The following is a 22,220-nucleotide window of genomic DNA, read 5'->3' as shown; positions in this document are numbered from 1 at the left end:
CCTGCCCAAATGAGAGAGAAGCCCGAACCTTATCAGAAAAAATGGTATTAGCAAGAAGAATCCACTCATTGAATTTTCACATCCTTTTCTATGCTGTCTGTGATTCTCAGTATACATCGCCTTGCCGCTTTTGTCATTTGCTATTCAGATTTAAGTAGTCCCCTGTGGGTACGTGGTCATCTTTTGCAGGTTTAGTCCAGGGCTGGACAATATCCACAAAGAGAAAGACATTCCCCGGTGGGGTATTGTGCGGTATTGACAAAAATATAACATATATGATATTTTGTTAACAAAACGCTTGTAAAACTCAGCTTTTTCCAGTATAATACGCTTGTGATTGACAAACACTTAACAATAAAAACCCAATTGTGCTTACGGAGCAGAAGGAGGATCATATGAGCAGATTTACATTACCCAGAGATATTTATCATGGGAAAGGATGCCTGGAAGAGCTTAAAAATCTGAAGGGAAAAAAAGCTTTCTTCGTAGTGGGAGGAAGCTCCATGAAGAAACAGGGATTTCTGGACAAGGCTGTGAATTACCTGAAGGAAGCAGGTATGGAAGTGAGGCTGTTTGAAGGAGTGGAGCCGGACCCTTCCGTTGAGACGGTCATGAAAGGGGCGGAGGCCATGAGAGAATTCCAGCCGGACTGGATCGTCTCCATGGGCGGGGGTTCTCCAATCGATGCGGCCAAGGCCATGTGGGCATTTTATGAATATCCGGAGACTACCTTTGAGGACCTTTGCACACCTTTCAATTTCCCGGAACTGAGGATAAAGGCAAAATTTGCGGCGGTTCCCACCACCTCCGGTACGGCGACAGAGGTCACTGCCTTTTCCGTGATTACCGATTATCAGAAAGGGATTAAATATCCCCTTGCGGATTTCAATATTACGCCTGATGTCGCGATCGTAGATCCGGAGCTCGTGGAAGGGCTTCCTGCAAAGCAGGTGGCTTATACAGGGATGGATGCCCTTACCCATGCCATTGAGGCTTACGTATCCACACTCCATTGTACCTTTACAGATCCGCTGGCCCTTAAAGCTATCCAGATCGTGAACAGTGATTTGATCAAATCCTATGATGGGGACATGAAGAGCCGTGAAGAAATGCACTATGGTCAGTGCCTGGCAGGTATGGCATTTTCCAACGCTCTTTTGGGAATCGTTCATTCTATGGCCCATAAAACCGGCGCGGCATTTTCCACGGGTCATATCACCCATGGTCTTGCCAACGCCATGTATCTGCCCTATGTGATCTCCTATAATGCAAAAGAATCCGAAGCAGCCAAAAGATATGCCGAGATTGCCAATGCCGTCGGAATAAACGGCACGGAGCAGGAGTGCATAGACGGGCTGAAGAAAAAGATACGCTCCATGAACGATTACCTGGGAATTCCTAATACCATGAAGGAATGCGGTGTGAAAGAAGAGGAATTCAGGGAAAAAATCGGAGAGATTGCGAAGAACGCGGTGGAAGATGCGTGCACAGGCTCCAATCCCAGGACGATTGATACCGCTGCGATGGAAAAGCTGTTCACCTGCATTTATAACGGGACCGAAGTAGATTTTTAAAGAACCGGTTCTTCTTTTATCAGCGCCAGGTCTTGGTTTACCTGAATTCGGAAATTAGGGCTTATGGTAATCCAGCCTTCTATCAGAGGGCTGGGTGCGGCGCTCACGGTTTCTGGAATCCCGTTGTAAAAAGCATATTCCTTCTGATCTTCCCCGAAGGCCAGAGTCAATCCTTCCGCATTGAACTGCGGAGAATACATAGGGACGCCGGATGCCCGGCACTTATAAGCAAGGGAACCGCCGTCACCGTTTACATACATTCCATAAATACCAGTGGCGACCACGGCATCTGGATCCATTTTCGCCAGGAAACGGACGCCGGTGGAAGAGGCCAGGCCGTGGTGCCCTGCTTTTAATATATCGATATCTGCCAAGTCTGCCATTTCTCCGGACATCAGATTTTCTTCCGCAGAGAGCTCACAGTCACCCATCATCAGAAGCCTTGTTCCATTTTTGTGAGTTATCAGAACTACAGTGCTGTTGTCATTCAGTCTGCCGCTTGTAGCAGCCTCAGCCCCGCTGTTGTAGAATTCCAGAGTGAAGTCTCCGAAGGCAGAGGGAGAATAATCAGAACGGAGCAGATGAGTGGGAAGTTCACTGCCGAAACGGCGTTCTAATTCGCCCAGAATTTCTTCATATACCTGGGCGTTGTTGTATAAGGACTCCATTTCGGGATTGGAATACGAAGGATTATTGTTTTCATAATCCTTCAGATAAATCGTACAGCTGTCAGACATCGTGATATTGGGATTATCCTTGAACAAACTGGAGAAATATCCTCCGTGATCCACATGTGAGTGGGTGATGAGGATAAAATCCAGCTGTATCTGCCCCCCGTTTAACTGGGTAAGTTGCTGCAGCTGTTCCGTCAGCTGAGTCCGGATATTTCCATAATCTCCAATTCCGACGTCGATGATTCCCCAATGTCCGTTGCTGCGGATCACAGCACAGTCACTCTGCACCTTTTTCAGTTCGCCGTTTTCTTCATAGACATCATTGCCGTTGAGAAAATACACCCGGTCAAGGTCTGCTGAAACTGCGTCTGTTTCCAGAGGCACAGGACTCTCCGGGGCTTCTGTCGCTTCCCGTGTTTCTGGAGCTCCGCATCCAGAGAGAACGAAGAGAGCCATGAATCCTGCAGCCAACTGAATTATTTTTTTATACCAGTATCCTTTGTTTTTCAATGTATCACCTCCTGAATGTCAAAACTATAGCACCTGGAGCGGACTCAAAGTCAAGAAAATTTTGCCAACTTAAAAAAATAAAGTCATTGACAGACATACCAATCGTATGTATAATAAACATACCATTGGTATGTATGGAGAGAAAAGAAATGGCCAGAAATAAATATCCAGAGGAAACCAGAAATTTGATCATTGAAACAGCCACCAGGCTGTTTATAGAAAAGGGATATGAGCATACCTCTATTCAGGAGATTATCAATCATCTGGGAGGGCTGAGTAAGGGAGCTATTTATCATCACTTTAAATCAAAGGAAGATATCATGATAGCCGTAGCTGACCGGATATATTCCGGAGCCGAGGAAAAAATGCAGAAGATTCGGGACAGGAAGGACCTCACCGGAAAAGAAAAGCTCCGGCTCATGTTTCATGAATCTGTCTATCAGTCTTCTCAGATAGAAATGTTCACGGCCGCTCCTGATATGCTGAAAAATCCCCAGCTTCTGGTCCGCTACCTGGCTGAATCCATACAGGATGAATCCGTATCCTATATACTTCCCACGATTCGGGAAGGGATAGAGGACGGCTCCATAGTGACAGATTATCCGAAGGAGCTTTCGGAGACACTGCTTTTACTGGGGGGCATTTGGCTGAATCCTATGGTTTACCACTGCACACCGGAAGAGGCTGTGCGGAGGATGCGGTTTTTTCAGTACACGCTTAAGCTGTGGGGCGTGGATGTCATCGAAGACGGAATGGTCGAGCAGCTTGAAAAATACGCGGAGATTTACAGGCAAAATAGAAAATTGGAATGATCCGGCGGGAGACACCGCCGGATATACTGGTGCTGGAGTATGAAAAGGCATATTTTTTTGACTTGATACATACCAACGGTTGGTATTAAATATTGAGACAGAAATTCTGACTCATAACAAAACAGAAGGATAGAGGTTTATTTATGGAAGAACAAAGACAACAGATTGTTTCAAAGGATTTTGTCATGGTTGTGATCGGACAGATCATTTCTCTGTTCGGAAATGCAGTGCTGAGATTTGCTCTGCCGTTGCATCTGCTGAGGGAGACCGGTTCATCGGCTCTGCTGGGAGTGGTGTCCGGCTGTACCTTCATCCCAATGTTTCTGATGTCCCCCATCGGAGGATTGATTGCCGACAGGGTGAATAAGCGGAACATCATGGTAGTGCTGGACTTTTTTACGGCGGCTTTGGTGTTTTTATTTGCGCTCCTTTATGGAAAGGCGGATCTGGTGGTCATGATCCTGATCGTGCTGTTTTTTCTCTATGGGATATCGGGAGCGTATCAGCCTTCGGTGCAGGCCAGCATTCCTTTACTCGTAAAGCGGGAAGGGCTGATGTCTGCCAACGCAGTCATCAATATGGTAGCGTCACTTTCCGGGCTCCTGGGGCCTGCTTTGGGCGGTATCGTCTATCAGATTTGGGGAATCCTGCCGGTGTTATACGTATGTACGGTGTGTTTCACCATATCGGCGGTCATGGAGATATTCATTAATATTCCTTTTCAGAAGCAGAAGCGGAGCGAGCGGATCATCCGGACGGCATGGAGAGACTTGAAAGGCAGCGTTCGGTTCATAGGAAAAGAAAATGCGGTGATAGGAAAGATGACAATATGCTGCGCCATGATCAATTTTACCCTGTCCGCGCTTATCATCATCAGTTTTCCTGTAGTCGTCACACAGGTCCTTCATTTTCCTTCCAGTCTCTCTTCCCAGATGCTGGGATATCTGCAGGGAATCCTTGCGCTTGGAGGCTTGGCAGGCGGGATATCAGCCGGCGTACTGAACAAAAAGCTGAACATTCGAAAAAGCTGGAAGATTCTGCTGGTATGCTGTTTCGGTGTGATTCCGATGGGGCTGGTCCTTCTGCTGCATTCCTCGGATTTTATATCCTATGGAGTATTTGCAGTTTCTGGATTTTTGATCATGGTTTGCTCCACGCTCTACACAATCCAGATTATGGCCTATATCCAGAGAACGACTCCGGCGGCCATGATCGGAAAGGTGATTTCCTGGATACTGGCTATCTCCACATGTTCTCAGCCACTGGGGCAGATGACCTACGGACTGTTGTTTGAAAAGATGGCAGGCAGAGAAGGATGGATATTTCTTGTATCTGCGCTTCTGTCCGCTGCGATCGCCTGGTACAGCCGCGGGATATCCATGCAGATAGGGAGCGCAGAAAACGATTTCTGCGGCCAGGCGAATATGGAAGTATGAAACAAGATAGTTATTTGAATCATTGCGGCCGGTTCCGATCAGGTCTCAGCTAAAACAGTTGGCTTGACAGAAGTACCGTCAAAACGGTAGTATGGAGACAGCAAAGATAAAAACACAGTCCGGTTGGTAGTCCGGGCGCAGTGGCCGTAGAAGTGCGGCCGCTGTCAGTAGCCTTCCTCCTTGGTCGTCCGTTCTTTGTTCATTGAACTTTAAGGAGGAGTGAAGATGGACAGAGAATGGATAACGGTAACCGTGTTCTTTGAGGACCCATTCTGGATAGGCGTGGTGGAGCAGGTTTCAGAAGGAAAGCTGTCGGCGTGCAGGATTGTTTTTGGCGCCGAGCCCAGGGACTATGAGGTGTATGAATATCTGAAGGAGCATTATTACCGGCTGCAGTTCAGTCCGGCTGTGGAGGCGGAACGGAAGGAAACAGGGAGAAATCCGAAGCGGATCCAGCGGGAGGCACGCAGGCAGACAGAGAGGAGCGGGATTGGCACGAGATCTCAGGAAGCCCTCAAGCTGCAGCAGGAACAGCGCAGATCCGCCCAGAAGGTATCAGTCCGGGAACGAAAAGACGCGGTCAGTGAGCGTCAGTTTCAGTTGAAACAGCAGAAAAAGAAAGAAAAACACCGGGGCAGATGATGTCCCGGTGTTTTTCCGATTTCCAGCAATGTTTTCAAAAATATTTTGTACTGCTTGTAATTTTTCCAGCGGAGTGCTATAATACATTTTGAAAAAAGTTTACGTTCTTCGGGGCGGGGTGCGATTCCCCACCGGCGGTGACAGTCCGCGACCTGCTTTGGTATACCAAGGCAGCTGACCCGGTGAGATTCCGGGACCGACAGTATAGTCTGGATGAGAGAAGAAGGTGCGTCAAAGAAGTTCTCATGATAGTGCTTTTGATGCCGGTGATACGGCGGGCGCGAGTCGGAGGACGGAAGGATGACAGAGAATATGCCCCGAATACTTGATGGTATTCGGGGCTTTTTTATTTCATAGGAAAGTTCTCTGAATTTCACACTGACGCATGTCCTCTGATATTCCTCTGCGGTCTGCAGAGGATGCGTACTGGAAGAACAGACAGGAGGAAAAATGAAACGAGCGAAATTACTTACTGTGAAAAACCTGGTGACCATCGCGGTCCTGTCGGCCGTAGCGGCAGTTCTCATGTATCTGGAGTTCCCGCTGTGGTTCGCGCCGCCCTTTTATGAATTTGATTTCAGCGAGATTCCGGTTCTTGTGGGGGCCTTCTCCATGGGTCCGGCCGCCGGTTTTATCATCGAGGCGCTGAAGGTGGTGCTGAAGCTTCTCTTGAAAGGCTCCAGTACCATGGGGGTAGGAGACTGGGCGAATCTTTTGATCGGCTGTGCTCTGGTCATTCCCGCGTCGATGATCTACCGGAAGAACCGGACGAAAAAGGGGGCTGTCATCGGCCTGGCGGTAGGTACGCTGACCATGACTACCGTAGGCTGCTTTTTGAATGCTTATGTGCTTCTGCCGACCTACGCTCAGGCCTTTGAAGGGGCATGGCAGGGATTTCTTGTAATGGGTGCTTTTACAGCGGCAATCGCGTTTCCCATTTTCTTTTTCTACGGACGGGAAAAGGGAAAACATCCCATCGCTGTTGGCGTTGTGGTGGAAGCGGCCATTCTGGCGGCGGCTGTCTTGCTGATGAATGTCCTCCATCTGTTTTCCGAGGACAGCCTGGCCGGTCTTGTGGGAATGGGAACAGCGATCAATCCGGCCATAAAGGGGATATGGACATTTGTGCTTTTGGCCGTAGCGCCCTTCAATCTTTTCAAAGGTGTGGTCGTTTCCTTAATTACCGTTTTGATTTATAAAAAAATCCGTGTTATAATGAAGCAGGCCGACAGCCCCAGACAGACGTCCGGGAAGGCGGAAAACCTGGAAAAGACATCTGGCGGAAAAGCGTAATGCGGATGGAAGGACAGAGATTCTGCTGACAGTGGGAAGGATGCTGTACATGGAGAATCAGGCCGGAGGTGCGGACACCTCCGGTTTTTTACCTTGTGGGGCAGAGTATCCCATTGGGTAAAGAGCCGGAGCATTGAATTGCAGAGGGGAGTGGAGCGCAAGATGAGATTCAGGCCTTGCATTGATATTCACAACGGAAAGGTAAAACAGATCATAGGAGACAGTCTGAAGGATGCGGGGAATCGGGCCAGGGAAAATTTTGTGGCAGAGCAGGATGCGGAATTCTACGCAGAGTTTTATAAAAAGGACGGCCTGCGGGGAGGCCATGTGATTCTTCTCAATCCTGCAGGATCTGATTATTACGAGGCGACGAAGCGCCAGGCCGCGAAAGCGCTGGCCGCCTATTCCGGAGGGTTTCAGCTGGGAGGGGGCATAAACGACCGGAATGCGGAGGAGTTCCTGAATCTGGGCGCCTCCCATGTGATCGTTACTTCTTTTGTATTTCGGGACGGCCGGATGGAAGAACGGAATTTGGAACGTATGATCAGGGCGGTTGGAAAAGAAAGGCTGGTACTGGATCTGAGCTGCCGGAAGAAAGACGGCGGATATTATATCGTGACAGACCGGTGGCAGAAATTCACAGAGGTTCCAGTCACTGCGGAGATACTCGGCCAGCTGTCGGCCGGCTGCAATGAGTTTTTGATTCACGCGGTGGATGTGGAAGGCAAGGCATCCGGCGTGGAACGGGAACTGCTCTCAATGCTTGGGGGATTTACCGGGATTCCTGTGACCTATGCGGGAGGAGTGGGGAGCTTTTCAGACCTGCGGGAGGTAAAAGAGCTGGGCCGCGGTCATGTGGATGTGACCATAGGAAGCGCACTCGACCTCTTTGGAGGAGATATGAAATACAACGAGGTGCTCGCCTGCATGGGGTGAAGAAACAGAGGCATCAGAAGAAAAGGGGTTTTCATGGAACAGAAAATCAGCAACGCCGAAACTAAGCGGCTGAATAAAATAAAAATTGCAAAATACATCTATCATCACGGGGAAGCATCCAAGCAGGAGATCGCCGCCGATCTTGGCTTTTCCATGCCCACGGTGCTGCAGCGGGTGAAGGAACTTTCCGAAGAAGGCGTTCTCGTTGAAGCGGGAGAATATGAATCTACTGGCGGAAGGAAAGCAAAGGCGTTGTCCATTGCCGCGGATATCCGGTACTCGGTGGGACTTGATATCACCAGGAATCATATAAGCTTCGTGCTTCTGGATGCCAGCGGACAGGTGCGGTATAAAAAAAGACTGCGGTCTGCGTTTGAAGACAGAGATGACTACTACCAGGAGCTGGGGAACCGGCTGGAGGAGTTCCTGGATTCCTGCCGGGCAGACAGAAAACGGATCCTGGGAGTGGGAATCTCGATTCCCGGTATCGTGGATGAGGAGCGCAGGTGGATGACCCAGTCCCATGTGCTGAGATTGGAGGAGTTCGACCTGGGCAAGGTGTCGGCGTATATTCCCTATGAGACCAGCTTCCGGAATGACGCCAACAGCGCAGCCTACGCAGAACTGCGGGGAATCGGGCAGAATACGATATACTTGTCTCTGAGCAATACGGTGGGCGGGGCGATTTATATAAACGGAGATATTTATAAGGGAGGTCATTTCAGAAGTGCGGAGTTCGGCCATATGATTCTGATACCGGGCGGGACGCCCTGCTACTGCGGAAAAAAGGGCTGCATGGATTCCTACTGCTCTGCAAGGGCGCTTGCCAAATGGGCCGGAGACGATCTGGACGCTTTTTTTCAGGGCCTGGAGCATGAAAACCCGGTGTATCAGGCAGCTTGGAGAGATTATCTGGGATATCTGGCAATTGCTATCACCAACCTGCGGATGGCTTTTGACTGTGACGTGATCCTGGGAGGTTATGTAGGAGGCTATATGGACCGGTATCTGGGGGCATTGGAGGACAATATCCTGGAGTATCAGATATTTGAGTCGGATCAGAACTATGTCAGGACCGGACGATATAAGCATGAGGCGGCCGCTATTGGAGCCGGGATACGGTTTGTAGAGGAATATTTCGACTCCCTGTAGTGACGGCACTGGAGTGAAATAGGCATGATTTTCTTTCGGAATCTGCCGGAGAGGTATTGACAATTTGAAGGGATAGTGGGATAATATACTCACTTAGATAAAAGGTTTTATGGAAGTGTTTGCATTGTGAACAGATTGGCATCCACGAATGGAGGAGGGTAAGCCATGGAAGGCAAAATGAAAGTAGCAGTCATGGAAGGCATCGGGAAGATGGGGTTCACAGAACGGGACATCCCCACACCGAAAGCGGACGAGGTGCTGGTAAAGCTGGATTATGTAGGAATCTGCGGTTCCGATCTCCACTATTATGAGACCGGCCGTATTGGCGATTATATAGTAGAGCCTCCTTTTGTGCTGGGACATGAGCCCGGCGGCGTCGTAGTGGAGGTGGGAGCTGAAGTAAAACATCTGAAGGTTGGAGACAGGGTTGCTCTGGAGCCTGGAAAGACCTGCGGACACTGCGAGTTCTGCAGAGAGGGAAAATATAATCTCTGCCCGGATGTGATCTTTTTTGCGACTCCGCCGGTGGATGGCGTGTTTCAGGAGTATGTGGCCCATGAGGCGGATCTTTGTTTCAAGCTTCCGGAAAATGTGAGTACCCTGGAGGGAGCTTTGATCGAGCCCCTGGCAGTCGGCTTCCATGCGGCGCAGCAGGGCGGCGCTCATGCCGGACAGACGGCGGTCGTGACAGGTTCAGGCTGCATTGGCCTGGTTTCCATGATGGCGCTGAAAGCCATGGGAGTGTCCAAGGTGTATGTGGTGGACATCATGGAAAAGCGTCTTGAAAAAGCCATGGAGCTGGGAGCGACCGGAGTGATAAACGGAAAAGACCAGAATGTGGTGGAGGAGGTGAAACGTCTCACCGGCGGCAGGGGATGCGATCTCGTGATCGAGACGGCCGGGACGGAAATCACCACCAGGCAGGCCATTGAATTTACGAAAAAAGGCGCGACCATCGTGCTGGTGGGATATTCCAAGAGCGGAGAGCTGACGCTGCCCATCAGTCTGGCCCTGGATAAAGAGCTTACGTTCAAGACGGTATTCCGTTACCGCCACATCTATCCTATGGCGATCGAAGCAGTTGCTGAGGGAAAAGTAAACCTGAAAGGTATTGTGACCGATGTCTTCGACCTGGATGACGTGCAGAAGGGAATGGATTACAGTATCAACAACAAGGCGGAGATTGTAAAGGGCGTTATTAAGATCAACAAAGAAGCAGAATGAAAAAAGTATGAAACCGTGTGAACATAAAACAAATGGAAAAGGAGAACGATATGAGTTATTTGGATGAAGTATTTGGATTGACAGGAAAAGTTGCTGTCGTGACAGGCGGCGGCCGGGGAATCGGACAGACCGTTGCCGTCGGCTTGGCGAAGGCAGGAGCAGAGGTAGTCATCATTGCGAGAAGCAATGCGGATGAAACGGTTGAGAAAATCACCGCGGAGGGCGGAAAATGCTATTTCGTGAGGGCCGATGTGACAAAAGAAGCCGATGTGGACGCAGCTCTGGCTGAGATTATGAAAAAATCCGGCCACATTGACGTGCTGTTCAACAATGCCGGAATCTGCAAGCATCAGGGGACCTTTGAGGCATCCATCGAGGATTGGAGAGAAGTGATCGACGTGAACCTGACCGGTGAATATATCATGGCCCGTGCCGTTGGAAAAATCATGGCAGACAACGGCATTCACGGAAGCATCATCAATATGGCCTCCATGTCCGGAACCATTGCCAATATTCCTCAGTGGCAGTGCTCTTATAACGCTTCCAAGGCCGGCGTTATGCACATGACCCGTTCTCTGGCCCTTGAATGGGCGGAGTATGGTATCCGTGTCAACAGCCTGAGCCCCGGATATATCGCGACGCCTATGTCTGTGGACACCCCTCAGGAGCTTAAGGATGCGTGGCTGCCCCTGATGCCGATGCACCGCATGGGCAAGCCTGAAGAACTGATTCCCGCCGTACTGTATTTGGCCAGTGACGCCTCCGGTTATACCAACGGAAGCGACGCGATCGTGGACGGCGCTTATACCTGCTTCTAAAGTCATTGTTTCAATATACCCATTGGAAAAGGATGTGCCGTTTGTGCGGTACATCCTTTTCACTTCAAGAGAGCAGTTTTTTTTGGCTGGGGCATGTATATTTTTCAAAAAACAGCCCCAGGGCGAACCATAATGGTGCGAAATCTAGACGGATGAGACCATCCACGTTGAGCTTGGCGCCGCTGTAATCCCAGGGACAGCGTCCGACCTTCCGCAGAAGCCAGCCGGTACAGTATTCCGTGATGAAAATCAGGCCGGTATAGATACCGCCTCGGCAGAGAGGGCTTTTGCTCAGAAGATTACTGTGAGAGCGGAGAGCGCGGCTGATCGGGCTGATGGCGGCGGCCATGCCATAGATTGGAAACATAAAGAGAGAGGTCTGTCCGATCATACGCTTGTCATGTTCCACCGTGCGGGAGACCAGGCTGCTGAAACATAGCTCGGCGGTCCAGCCTGCCAGACCGCATTTGATAAAGTTGTTTTCCATGGGGTTAGTATGAGAAATGTATAAAAAAATATGCAGGAAAAAAGCGGTTTTCCTTCGGGAAAGGTTGATTTTGACGGGAAACGTGATAGTATAAAATGATGGATGACAATTAATACATTGACGAACGGACATCCGGGGAGCAGAAAGAGTACGATGGACTATACAGAAGCAATCGACTATATCGATCAAGTTACAAAGAAAAAAAATATTGTTCTGGGACTTTCCTCCATGAGAGAACTTCTTTCCCGTCTGGGGAATCCACAGGATGATCTGTCTTTTATCCATATAGCGGGAACCAACGGAAAGGGATCTACTCTGGCCTTTATCGCGTCGGTATGCAGGGCGGCAGGCTACCGCGTGGGGCGGTATAACTCCCCTTCTGTTTTTTCCTATTGTGAGAAGATCCAGATAAACGGTGTGCCCATAGAGGAAACTGATGTGGCGCGTCTGATGACGGAGGTCCGGACGGCGGCCGATTCTATGGAAGCGGACGGGCTTTCCTGCCCGACGGCATTTGAGATAGAGACGGCCGTGAGCTTTCTTTACTTCCGTGAACAAGGCTGTGAGCTTGTGGCGCTGGAGACAGGCATGGGAGGAGAGACGGACGCCACAAATGTGGTGGAGACCACAGTGTGCAGCGTGATCACGTCGGTCAGTATGGATCATATGAAGTTCCTGGGGAATACCCTGGAGGAAATCGCTCGGGTGAAGGGCGGCATCATCAAGCGGGGGCGCCCGGCGGTCCTCTGCGGACAGAGTAGTACGGTTACGGAGATCATCCGCGGGATATGCAGGGAAAAGGGGTCCCCTCTGAGGATATCCTGCCCGGAAAAAGTGAAGATCGTGGAGACGGGGGCGGATGGGACAGTCTTTGATTATGGTTCCTACCGCGGAGTGAAGATTCCTCTTCTTGGAGCGTATCAGGTGATTAATGCAAGTACGGCTCTCGAAGTGGTTGAAATTCTGAAAGAATTGGGCTATGATATTGAAGTGAGCGCGGTTTACGAGGGTATGGCGTCGGTGGTGTGGCCGGGCAGGTTCCAAAAGCTTCTGGACAAGCCGGTATTTGTGATCGACGGAGCACATAATCCGGAGGCGGCACAGAGACTCAGGGATTCCATAAACTTGTATTTTACAAACAGAAGAATTTTATATATAATGGGGATATTGGCAGATAAAGATTACCGGGAGATCACAGCAATCACCGCGCCTTTGGCGGAGCGGATCTATACAGTGACACCGGGGAGTCCCAGAGCACTTCCGGCAGAGAGGCTGAAAGCCTGTATCGAAGGACAGGCGGAGACTGTCGGCTTCCACGGAACGGTGGAAGCGAAGGGAAGCCTTTCGAAGGCTGTGGAAGACAGCCTGAGCTGGGCAGGGGAAGAGGACGTGATTCTGGCGTTCGGATCCCTATCTTATCTGGGAGAACTGTCAAATGCCTTAAAGGAGAATATCCATGATTGATAGAGAGAAAATCGAAGCGGCTGTCCGCCTTATGCTGGAGGGCCTGGGAGAGGATGTCAACCGTGAGGGACTGATCGGGACTCCGGACAGGATCGCGCGGATGTGTGAGGAGATATACGGCGGTACCGACGAAGAAGTGGCGGTGCATCTTTCCAAGACGTTTCCGGCGTCCAGCAATGAGATTGTACTGGAAAAGGACATTGCCCTTTACTCCATGTGTGAGCATCATCTGCTGCCTTTTTACGGCAAAGCCCATGTGGCCTATGTACCTGATGGCCGAGTGGTGGGCCTCAGCAAGCTGGCCCGTACGGTGGACGCATTTGCCAGAAGGCCTCAGATTCAGGAGCAGCTGACGGCGCAGATTGCCGACGCTCTCATGACATATCTGAAGCCGAAGGGTTCTATGGTCGTCATCGAGGCCGAGCATATGTGCATGACCATGCGTGGAATCCGGAAGCCAGGCGCACAGACCATAACCTATGTCTGCCGCGGGGCATTTAAAGAAAACCCGGCTCTCTGCGAACGGGTATTTTCTATGATACGCTGATCAAAAGCCGGATGAAATTGTTTCCGGTCTGTTAAAAAGCCTTGCTGTGGAGCAAGGCTTTTATTTTGTTTTTATCTATGCTATAATTATTTTAATTATGCGTAGAAAGGCATGGGCAGATTATGGAACGAGTGAATCAGATCATTCAGCATGAGATTTTCATCCGGGAGCTGAAGAAGCTGTCCCGCCTGGAGCGGGACAGGGTGTACTGCCGACACGATATTGACCACCTGCTAAGCGTGGCGCGGGTGGCGTATATCACGGCGCTGGAAGAAGAGCTCCCGGTCAGGAAGGACATGATATATGCGGCGGCCCTTCTCCATGATATCGGACGGGCAAGTCAGTATGAGACGGGGATTCCACATGACCGGGCAGGCGCGCTGCTGGCGGAGACTGTTTTAAGGGACTGCGGCTTTGACGAAGACGAGACTGGGGAGATTCTGGAGGCCATCGGGCGGCACCGTTCCAAAAGTGAAGCGGAGGAACGGCCTCTCGCCAGGCTTTTGTATGCGGCGGACAAGAAATCCAGGGCCTGCTTCGCCTGTAAAGTACAGGCGTCCTGCAGCTGGCCTCTGGAAAAGAAAAACTTTAATATTAAACGATAGGGACGGGAAGGTGACGGCATGAAGATCGGAGACAGAGAGTTTGAGATAGGAAAGCATACATATATCATGGGAATTCTGAATGTCACGCCGGATTCATTTTCAGACGGAGGAAAATGGAATCGTCTGGACGCGGCGCTTAAACATGCAGAGGACATGCTCTCAGAGGGTGCGGATATCATTGACATAGGAGGAGAATCCACCAGGCCGGGGTACGGCGCGGTACTCCCTGACGAGGAAGAAATGGAGCGGGTCCTTCCAGTTATTGAGGCTGTGAAGGAACGGTTTGAAACGCCGATTTCCATTGATACGTATAAAAGCGGGGTGGCGGAGGCGGCGGTCAAAGCCGGCGCCCATCTGATCAACGATATTTGGGGATGCAGATATGATGAGAAGATGGCCGGGGTGATCGCGAAGTCTGGAGTCTGCTGCTGCCTTATGCACAACCGGAAGGAACCGGTATATGAGCATTACCTGGAGGAAGTGGCGGACGATCTGAGAGAATCGGCGTCGATCGTAAAAAAAGCGGGTGTGGCGGATGATAAGATCATCCTGGATCCCGGCATAGGTTTTGGAAAGACTTATGAGCACAATCTGAGGCTTATGAATCACCTGGAGATACTGGCAGGGCTGGGATATCCCGTGCTTTTGGGGACATCCAGAAAGTCCGTGATCGGGCTTACGCTGGATCTGCCGGCTTCAGAACGTCTGGAGGGGACTCTGGCGACTACAGTCATGGGCGTCATGAAGGGCTGCGCCTTTGTGCGCGTCCACGACGTGAAGGCGAATAAAAGGGCGGTTCAGATGACAGAAGCGATTCTGAATGCGGTATGACCGGACCCGAAGGCAGAAAATCCCGCGGGCGGGCCGCGGATGAAACGGATGAGGAATAAACGCTATGGATAAAATAACTATTCAGAATCTGGAGGTATACGCAAATCACGGGGTGTTTCCGGAGGAGACGGCGCTGGGCCAGAAATTTCTGGTATGCGCGGAGCTTTGGACGGAGATACGGACCGCAGGGCGGACTGACGATCTGGAGTATTCTATAAATTATGGGACAGTGTGCCAGGAGATCACCCGGTTTATGAAAGAACACACCAGCAGGCTGATAGAAGCGGTTGCGGAGCAGCTGGCGGAGTATCTGCTTCAGACGCTGCCGCTTTTAAAGGGCATTACTCTGGAGATCAAAAAACCCTGGGCGCCTGTGGGGCTGCCCCTTGATACCGTATCGGTGAAGATAGAGCGGTGCTGGCACAGGGCTTATGTGGCATTCGGTTCCAACATGGGAGACAGGAAAGCCCATATTGAGTCGGGGATACAGGTGCTGCGGGACGATTCGGCGATCCGTGTGGGCAGCATTTCGGAGATGATCGTCACGGAGCCTTATGGCGGAGTGGAGCAGGAGGATTTCTTAAATGGCTGCCTGGAGCTGGAGACTCTGCTCACTCCCATGGAGCTGCTGGCTGTCCTTCAGAAGGCGGAGCAGAAGGAAAATCGGGAAAGGCTGATTCACTGGGGACCGAGGACTCTGGATATGGACTTGTTGTTTTATGATGACGCAGTCCTGGAGGAGCCGGAGCTGGTAGTACCTCATCCGGAGATACCAAAGCGCAGATTTGTTCTGGAGCCTCTGTCGCAGATCGCTCCTTACAAAATGCACCCGGTATTGAAAAAACGGGTGAAGGAGCTTTTGGAGGAACTTTCAGACAGGGAATAAGTGCTTTGCGGCATAGGAATGTGGGAGAAGAAAAGATGGATTTGAGCGAGCTCAGAAAAGAGATAGACGATATCGACAGAGATCTGGTGCAGAAGTTTGAAAAGCGAATGGCCCTCTGCCAGGAGGTGGCGGAGTATAAGATAAAGACGGGTATGCAGGTGCTGGACAGGAAACGGGAGGTGGAGAAGCTGGAGGCCATACAGCAGATGGCGGACTCTGATTTCAACCGATATGGCGTCCATGAATTGTTTACACAGATCATGGCCATCAGCCGGAAGCTGCAGTATCAGCTGCTGGCGGACAAAGGGGTCATCACCGGCCTGCCCTTTGAGATGGTGCCGAACCTGCAGAAATCACGGGCCAATGTGGTCTTTCAGGGAGTGGAGGGGGCGTACAGCCATGTGGCCGCTCTCCAGTTCTTCGGGGAAAAGGCAAAGGTATTCCATGTGAAGACCTGGGATGACGCCATGAAAGCTATCTGCGCCGGAACGGCTGATTTTGCGGTCCTTCCCATAGAGAATTCTTCGGCAGGGAGCGTATCAGACGTCTATGACCTGCTGGTAAAATACGATAATTATATTGTGGGGGAGACCTTTGTAAAGGTGGACCATGTACTTTTGGGACTGCCGGAAGCGGAGCTTTCCGATATCCAGACGGTCTATTCCCATCCCCAGGGGCTGATGCAGTGCAGCCGGTTTCTGGAGGAGCACAGGGAGCTTACAAAATACAGCACCAGCAATACGGCCCTCAGCGCCAAACGGGTGCAGGAGGAAAAGGACATCACCCATGCGGCCATTGCCAGCGAAATGGCCGGCAGCTTATATGGTTTGAAGGTCCTGGACAGAAATATCATGAACAGCCGGGGGAATACCACCCGTTTCATCGTGGTAGCCAGCCGGAAAATGTATGTGGCGGATTCCAATAAAATCAGTCTATGCTTTGAAACGAACCACGAGAATGCCGCTCTTTACAACATGCTGTCACATTTGACTTACAACGGGTTAAATATGCTGAAGCTGGAGTCCAGACCCATCCTTGGGCGTCCGTGGGAATTCCGGTTTTTCGTGGACTTTGAAGGCAATCTGGGAGACGCGGGAGTGAAGAACGCCCTCAGGGGAATCCTGGAGGAGGCCAACTATTTCAGGATTCTGGGCAATTACTATACGGATAAGGGAAAGAACATCGATGAAAATAAATAATCTGATATTATACCGGGAGCCGGGACATAAAGAGCTTCTGGAAGGGATGGCGGCGCTCATGGAAGGCAGCCGTGTGCCGGATCCTTACAGGACCGCTGGAACGCTGGTGGAATTTTCCGCTTCTCATGGGTTTAAGGGGAATCTCTGGCATAGCTTTCTGGCCTATATTCTGGCGACCAATGAAAATGCTTTCAGCACTGCCTGTGAGATTCGGGGAAAGGTAAAGGGCACCATCAATTCTCTGGCGCGCCACGACTTTGTGATTTTTAAGGAGTGGTTTGATTATGACCTGGAGCGGCTGGACGAGAAGACGGGATGCCCGGTATTCGGACTTTTAAAGGATTATGAAAGCACCGGGACTCACAGCAAGATCTTCAACCGGCGAATTCGGGATAATATCCAGTCCTTGAGTGTGGCTTTGGCGGAAGCTGAGAGTCCGGAAGCCTGGCTGGATATTGTTACGGAATTCTACCGTCATTTCGGAGTGGGCAAGTTCGGACTGCACAAGGCGTTTCGTGTGGAGCGGGAGCAGGAGAAGACCCATATCGTTCCCATAAAGAATATCGAGCATGTCTATCTGGATGATCTGGTGGGATATGAACTGCAGAAGAAGAAGCTGATAGAAAATACAGAGGCTTTTGTGGAAGGACGGGAAGCAAACAACTGTCTGCTGTTCGGTGACAGCGGGACTGGGAAGTCCTCCAGCATCAAGGCTATCCTGCATCAGTATTATGACCAGGGCCTGAGGATGATAGAAATCTACAAGCACCAGTTCCGGGACCTGTCGTCGGTGATCGGCCAGATTAAAAACCGGAATTATAAATTCATCATCTACATGGACGATCTCTCCTTTGAAGAGTTTGAGATAGAATATAAATATCTGAAGGCCATCATAGAAGGCGGTCTTGAGGTAAAGCCCGGCAATGTACTGATCTATGCCACTTCCAACAGGCGGCATCTGATTCGTGAGAAGTTCAGTGACAAGGAAGAGGTGCGCGAGGACATGCACCGTTCTGATACCGTTCAGGAAAAGCTGTCCTTAGTGGCCCGGTTCGGCGTGACGATCTATTATGGAAGACCGGAGCCGAAGGAGTTTCAGACCATCGTGAAAACACTGGCGGAACGAAACGGTATCTGTATGCCGGAGGAAGAGCTTCTGGCCGAAGCCAATAAATGGGAGCTTTCTCACGGCGGCATATCCGGCAGGACGGCAGCTCAGTTTATCACCTATCTGATGGGAAAACGGAAATAAAATAAGAATGATCGGTTAAAAAGGGTTTCCCGGCGAAGCCTCCGGAAGGAGGAATGTCCGGGAAACCCTCTTTACGTGTTTCTTACTTGCATTTTAGCTGAAAGATGGAGTAAAATAGTAACAAAAGAAGAATGCCGGCGAGGGGTGATAAAATGGCAGTTGCGACATTTGCAGCAATCGATGTGGGGTCTTATGAACTGGAGCTTACGATATACGAAATCTCCCCGAAAAAGGGGATCACACAGTTAAATAGAGTGAGAAAGGTCATCGGCCTGGGGCGCGATACCTATGACAGGGGCATCATCAGTTATGACCGGGTGGATGAGATGTGTAAGCTGCTCTCCAAATTCAAAGGAGTCATGACAGAGTTTCAGGTGGATGGATATAAGGCTTACGGCACCAGCGCGATCCGGGAAGCGGAAAACCGGGAGGTGGTGCTGGATCAGATCAAGGTCCGCACCGGTTTAGAAGTAAATGTATTGAGTAACTCAGAGCAGCGGTTTTTATGCTATAAGGCCATCGCGGCTAAAGAAAACGAGTTTAACAATATCATCCAGAAAGGAACTGCCATCGCTGAGGTGGGGTCTGGTAGCATGCAGATTTCTCTGTTTGACAAGGATGCGCTGGTGACGACGCAGAACCTGCCGCTGGGGGCGCTTCGTATCCATCAGATCCTGGCCAGGACAGGCGGGACAAACAGTGATAAAAAGCAGATCATCCAGGAACTGATCGACAATGATATCCAGACCTTCAAGAAGCTGTTTTTAAAAGAACGTGAGGTGAAGAATATCATTGCCACGGGAGTATGCGCTTTATATATGGGCCGCGGCGCCCATGCTGACAAGCAGCGCATCAGCGTCCAGGAGTTTCAGGAGTTCTATCAGGCGCTGCGGGATATGAGCGAGGAGCAGATCGCGGAGAAATACGATATTCCGGCAGAATTTGTGGCTCTCATCGTGCCTGGGGCCATGGTATATAAAAAACTGATCGAGATTACGGGAGCGGAGATGGTATGGCTTCCAGGGGTCCGCCTGGGGGACGGCATCGCGGCGGAGTACGCAGAGCAGAAAAAGCTTTTGAGGTTTCCCCATGATTTTTCACAGGATATCCTGGTGGCCGCCCGGAACATCGCTAAACGGTATATGAGCGATAAGGAACATTCGGCGATTCTGGAAAAGAATGTCCTGAATATATTTGACAGCATGAGGAAATACCACGGCCTGGGGAAACGGGAGCGTCTGCTCCTGCAGATCAGCACGATCCTTCATGACTGCGGAAAGTATATCAGTATGCGGACCCCAGGAGAATGTGCCTATAATATCATCATGTCTACGGAGATCATCGGCGTATCCCATAAAGAAAGGGAGATCATCGCGAATGTGGTGAAATACAATACAATGGAATTCGACTATACGGCGGATTCCTATACTCTGAATAAGGATATGAGGATCATCATAGCCAAGCTGACGGCGATCCTTAAGATTGGGAACGCCATGGACAGGAGCCACAAACAGAAATTCAAGGATATCCGGGTATCCATAAAAGACCAGCAGATGTTTCTGACCACCGATTCAGCGGAGAACATCATGCTGGAAGAGAGCCTGTTTAAACAGAAAGCGGATTTCTTTGAAGAAGTCTATGGCATCAGGCCGGTGTTGAGGAAGAAGAAGGGAATATAAACTATGGCAGAGGGAAAGGAATTCCAGAAAAGCGAATATTTCCAGAACAGGGAACTGTCCTGGCTTCAGTTTAATATAAGGGTGCTGGGAGAAGCAAGGGACAAGAGCAATCTGTTGTTTGAACGGCTGAAGTTCTTGGCTATCACCGCCTCAAACCTGGATGAATTTGTTATGGTCCGGGTGGCGTCCCTTAAGGATATGGTACATGCGGATTATACGAAAAAGGATATTGCCGGCATGACTCCCAGGGAACAGCTGGAAAAGATCGGGGAGGGTATGCATAAGCTGGTGGATACCCAGTATTCCACCTGGAACCGCTCCCTGCTCCCGCTCCTTAAAAAAGAGGGGCTGGTCTTTATTGCCCGCCATGAGCTCATGGATGAGGAGCAGAAGCAGTTTGCGGATCGATTTTTTGAGACTTCCGTCTATCCGGTGGTAACGCCCATGGCGGTGGATTCCTCCAGGCCCTTTCCGCTGATCCGCAACAAGACGCTTAATATCGCGGCTCTTTTAAAAAAGAAAAAAGGCGGCGAAGGAAAAGGATCCCTGGATTTCGCCACAGTACAAGTGCCCGCTGTACTTCCCAGGATCATAGAGCTGCCGGGAAAGGACGGCGTGAGGAACGTCATCCTTCTGGAAGAGATCATTGAACGGAATATGAGCAGGCTGTTCCTTAATTATGATATCGTATGCGCGCATCCGTACCGGATCATGCGAAACGCGGACCTGCCCATAGACGAGGAGGAAGCGGAAGATCTGCTGAAGGAGATCGAAAGGCAGCTGAAACGGCGCCAATGGGGCGAGGTCATCCGCCTGGAAGTGGAAGAGAGCATTGACAAACGGCTTTTAAAGATCCTAAAAAAAGAGTTTGTGATCCGGGATGAGGATATCTTTACGATCAACGGTCCTCTGGATCTGACGTTTCTCATGAAGCTGTATGGGATAAAAGGCTTTGACCATCTGAGGCAGAAGTCCTGGGTTCCCCAGGCGGTGCCGGAATTGGCCAATGAAGATGACATATTTACAAATATAAAAAAGGGGAATATATTCCTGCATCATCCCTATGAATCCTTTGATCCGGTCGTGGATTTTGTGCGGCGGGCCGCTTCGGATCCCCAGGTCCTGGCCATTAAGCAGACGCTCTACCGGGTCAGCGGCAATTCCCCAATTGTGGCGGCTCTGGCGAAGGCCGCGGAAAATGGCAAGCAGGTGTCGGTCCTGGTCGAGCTGAAGGCGCGCTTTGATGAGGAAAACAACATCATATGGGCCAAAAAACTGGAGCAGGCCGGATGCCACGTGATCTATGGGCTTTTGGGTCTTAAGACCCACTGCAAAATTTGCCTGGTAGTCAGGAAGGAAGAGGAAGGAATCTGCCGCTATGTTCATATGGCCACGGGGAACTATAACGATTCCACGGCTAAGCTCTATACGGACACGGGAATCATGACCTGCGACAAAGCCACAGGCGAGGACGCCAGCGCGGTTTTCAATATGCTGTCGGGATACTCGGAGCCGCTGGTGTGGAATAAACTGTCTCTGGCTCCTCTTTGGCTGAAAAACCGGTTCGTGGCCCTGATTGAGAGAGAGATCAAATGGGTGAAGAAGGGGCATGAAGGCAGAATCATCGCGAAGATGAATTCTCTCTGTGACCCGGTCATCATCCAGAGCCTTTACAAGGCTTCTGCTGCCGGAGTGAAGATCGATCTGATCGTCAGGGGCATCTGCTGTCTGAAGGTGGGGATTCCCGGAATCAGCGATACCATATCGGTCCGTTCCATCGTCGGGACATTTCTGGAGCACAGCAGGATTTTTTATTTTGAAAACGGCGGAGATTATGAAATATATATGGGAAGCGCGGACTGGATGCCCCGGAATCTGGATTGCCGGGTAGAGCTTCTCTTCCCCGTGGAGGTACAGGAAAATAGAGAAAAGGTACTTCACATCCTGGAGGTGGAGCTGGAAGACAACGTGAAAGCCCACGTCCTGCTTCCGGACGATACCTATGAAAAGCCGGACAAACGGGGAAAGATCCTGGTAGATTCCCAGAGTCAATTCTGTGCGGAAGCCGTCAAAGCGGCTAAGCCGCCGGTGAAGGGAAGGAATGCGGCGATGACAGGCAGAGTCTTTGTTCCAAGGGAATCTCCGGAATAAATTGCTCTTTTTGGGTCTTTATGTTAAAATAAGACTGAAATTGCAGCG

General features: G+C 50.5%; 20 protein-coding genes and 1 riboswitch. Of the genes, 18 read left to right on the top strand and 2 right to left on the bottom strand.

The features are described 5' to 3' along the window. Positions 1-395 precede the first annotated feature (395 nt). The gene (locus LQE92_RS03680) at positions 396-1,574 is read left to right on the top strand and encodes an iron-containing alcohol dehydrogenase (RefSeq protein ID WP_231061636.1); all 1,179 of its coding nucleotides are present in this window, start codon (positions 396-398) and stop codon (positions 1,572-1,574) included. Here the strand turns inward: LQE92_RS03680 and LQE92_RS03675 are convergent. After that, a complete protein-coding gene (locus LQE92_RS03675; protein WP_231061635.1) occupies positions 1,571-2,758 on the bottom strand; it encodes a ComEC/Rec2 family competence protein in 1,188 nt (395 codons plus the stop codon). The two genes, LQE92_RS03680 and LQE92_RS03675, sit on opposite strands and share 4 nt — an antisense overlap. A 149-nt stretch (positions 2,759-2,907) precedes the next feature. On the opposite strand from LQE92_RS03675, the gene LQE92_RS03670 reads away from it, so the two are divergent. The 8 genes from LQE92_RS03670 (at position 2,908) to LQE92_RS03635 (ending at position 11,071) form a co-directional block, all read left to right on the top strand. Continuing rightward, the gene (locus LQE92_RS03670) at positions 2,908-3,570 is read left to right on the top strand and encodes a TetR/AcrR family transcriptional regulator (RefSeq protein ID WP_231061634.1); all 663 of its coding nucleotides are present in this window, start codon (positions 2,908-2,910) and stop codon (positions 3,568-3,570) included. Positions 3,571-3,713: 143 nt separating this feature from the next. Then, complete coding sequence (locus LQE92_RS03665) at positions 3,714-5,006, top strand: MFS transporter (RefSeq protein ID WP_231061633.1); 1,293 nt, start codon at positions 3,714-3,716, stop codon at positions 5,004-5,006. A 225-nt stretch (positions 5,007-5,231) separates the two neighbouring features. Beyond that, positions 5,232-5,648, top strand: coding sequence for a YjdF family protein (locus tag LQE92_RS03660; protein ID WP_231061632.1), 417 nt, complete (start codon positions 5,232-5,234; stop codon positions 5,646-5,648). Between the two features lie 100 nt (positions 5,649-5,748). Beyond that, a riboswitch (FMN riboswitch) is annotated at positions 5,749-5,877 on the top strand. Positions 5,878-6,098: 221 nt separating this feature from the next. Next, on the top strand, positions 6,099-6,941 hold the full coding sequence (locus LQE92_RS03655) for an ECF transporter S component (RefSeq protein WP_231061631.1): 843 nt from the start codon (positions 6,099-6,101) through the stop codon (positions 6,939-6,941). Positions 6,942-7,103: 162 nt separating this feature from the next. Next, positions 7,104-7,877 (top strand): phosphoribosylformimino-5-aminoimidazole carboxamide ribotide isomerase, encoded by a 774-nt coding sequence (hisA, locus tag LQE92_RS03650; protein WP_231061630.1) that lies wholly within the window; start codon positions 7,104-7,106, stop codon positions 7,875-7,877. Between the two features lie 33 nt (positions 7,878-7,910). After that, positions 7,911-9,029, top strand: coding sequence for an ROK family transcriptional regulator (locus LQE92_RS03645; protein WP_231061629.1), 1,119 nt, complete (start codon positions 7,911-7,913; stop codon positions 9,027-9,029). Positions 9,030-9,194: 165 nt separating this feature from the next. Further along, positions 9,195-10,253 carry an NAD(P)-dependent alcohol dehydrogenase gene (locus LQE92_RS03640; RefSeq protein ID WP_231061628.1) on the top strand — a complete coding sequence of 353 codons (1,059 nt, stop codon included), beginning with the start codon at positions 9,195-9,197 and terminating at the stop codon, positions 10,251-10,253. Positions 10,254-10,303: 50 nt separating this feature from the next. Beyond that, positions 10,304-11,071, top strand: coding sequence for an SDR family oxidoreductase (locus tag LQE92_RS03635; protein WP_231061627.1), 768 nt, complete (start codon positions 10,304-10,306; stop codon positions 11,069-11,071). Positions 11,072-11,135: 64 nt separating this feature from the next. On the opposite strand, the gene LQE92_RS03630 is transcribed toward LQE92_RS03635, so the two are convergent. Beyond that, on the bottom strand, positions 11,136-11,558 hold the full coding sequence (locus tag LQE92_RS03630; protein WP_231061626.1) for a putative ABC transporter permease: 423 nt from the start codon (positions 11,556-11,558) through the stop codon (positions 11,136-11,138). 153 nt (positions 11,559-11,711) lie between these two features. Between LQE92_RS03630 and LQE92_RS03625 the strand changes: the two genes are divergently transcribed. From LQE92_RS03625 to LQE92_RS03585, 9 genes are all read left to right on the top strand, one after another. Next, positions 11,712-13,022, top strand: coding sequence for a bifunctional folylpolyglutamate synthase/dihydrofolate synthase (locus tag LQE92_RS03625; RefSeq protein ID WP_231061625.1), 1,311 nt, complete (start codon positions 11,712-11,714; stop codon positions 13,020-13,022). Continuing rightward, positions 13,015-13,569: a GTP cyclohydrolase I FolE gene (gene folE, locus LQE92_RS03620; protein WP_231061624.1), complete on the top strand. Its 555-nt coding sequence runs from the start codon at positions 13,015-13,017 to the stop codon at positions 13,567-13,569. The genes LQE92_RS03625 and folE overlap by 8 nt, the downstream gene beginning before the upstream one ends. A gap of 122 nt (positions 13,570-13,691) precedes the next feature. After that, entirely contained in the window at positions 13,692-14,174 is a 483-nt protein-coding gene (locus LQE92_RS03615) for an HD domain-containing protein (protein ID WP_231061623.1), read from the top strand. A gap of 18 nt (positions 14,175-14,192) precedes the next feature. Then, positions 14,193-15,005, top strand: coding sequence for a dihydropteroate synthase (gene folP, locus LQE92_RS03610; RefSeq protein ID WP_231061622.1), 813 nt, complete (start codon positions 14,193-14,195; stop codon positions 15,003-15,005). Positions 15,006-15,069: 64 nt separating this feature from the next. Beyond that, positions 15,070-15,891 carry a 2-amino-4-hydroxy-6-hydroxymethyldihydropteridine diphosphokinase gene (folK, locus tag LQE92_RS03605; RefSeq protein WP_231061621.1) on the top strand — a complete coding sequence of 274 codons (822 nt, stop codon included), beginning with the start codon at positions 15,070-15,072 and terminating at the stop codon, positions 15,889-15,891. A gap of 35 nt (positions 15,892-15,926) precedes the next feature. Then, positions 15,927-17,090 carry a bifunctional chorismate mutase/prephenate dehydratase gene (locus LQE92_RS03600; protein ID WP_231061620.1) on the top strand — a complete coding sequence of 388 codons (1,164 nt, stop codon included), beginning with the start codon at positions 15,927-15,929 and terminating at the stop codon, positions 17,088-17,090. After that, on the top strand, positions 17,077-18,342 hold the full coding sequence (locus LQE92_RS03595; protein ID WP_231061619.1) for an ATP-binding protein: 1,266 nt from the start codon (positions 17,077-17,079) through the stop codon (positions 18,340-18,342). The genes LQE92_RS03600 and LQE92_RS03595 overlap by 14 nt, the downstream gene beginning before the upstream one ends. Before the next feature lie 152 nt (positions 18,343-18,494). Continuing rightward, positions 18,495-20,021, top strand: coding sequence for a Ppx/GppA phosphatase family protein (locus LQE92_RS03590; protein ID WP_231061618.1), 1,527 nt, complete (start codon positions 18,495-18,497; stop codon positions 20,019-20,021). Positions 20,022-20,024: 3 nt separating this feature from the next. Next, entirely contained in the window at positions 20,025-22,172 is a 2,148-nt protein-coding gene (locus tag LQE92_RS03585; RefSeq protein WP_231061617.1) for an RNA degradosome polyphosphate kinase, read from the top strand. The last annotated feature ends 48 nt before the right edge of the window (positions 22,173-22,220 follow it).

This window comes from Lientehia hominis, from assembly GCF_021044755.1.
Lineage (GTDB): Bacteria > Bacillota > Clostridia > Lachnospirales > Lachnospiraceae > Lientehia > Lientehia hominis.
Note: the sequence above shows the minus strand (reverse complement) of the source record. Positions and strands in the feature narration are given on the sequence as shown.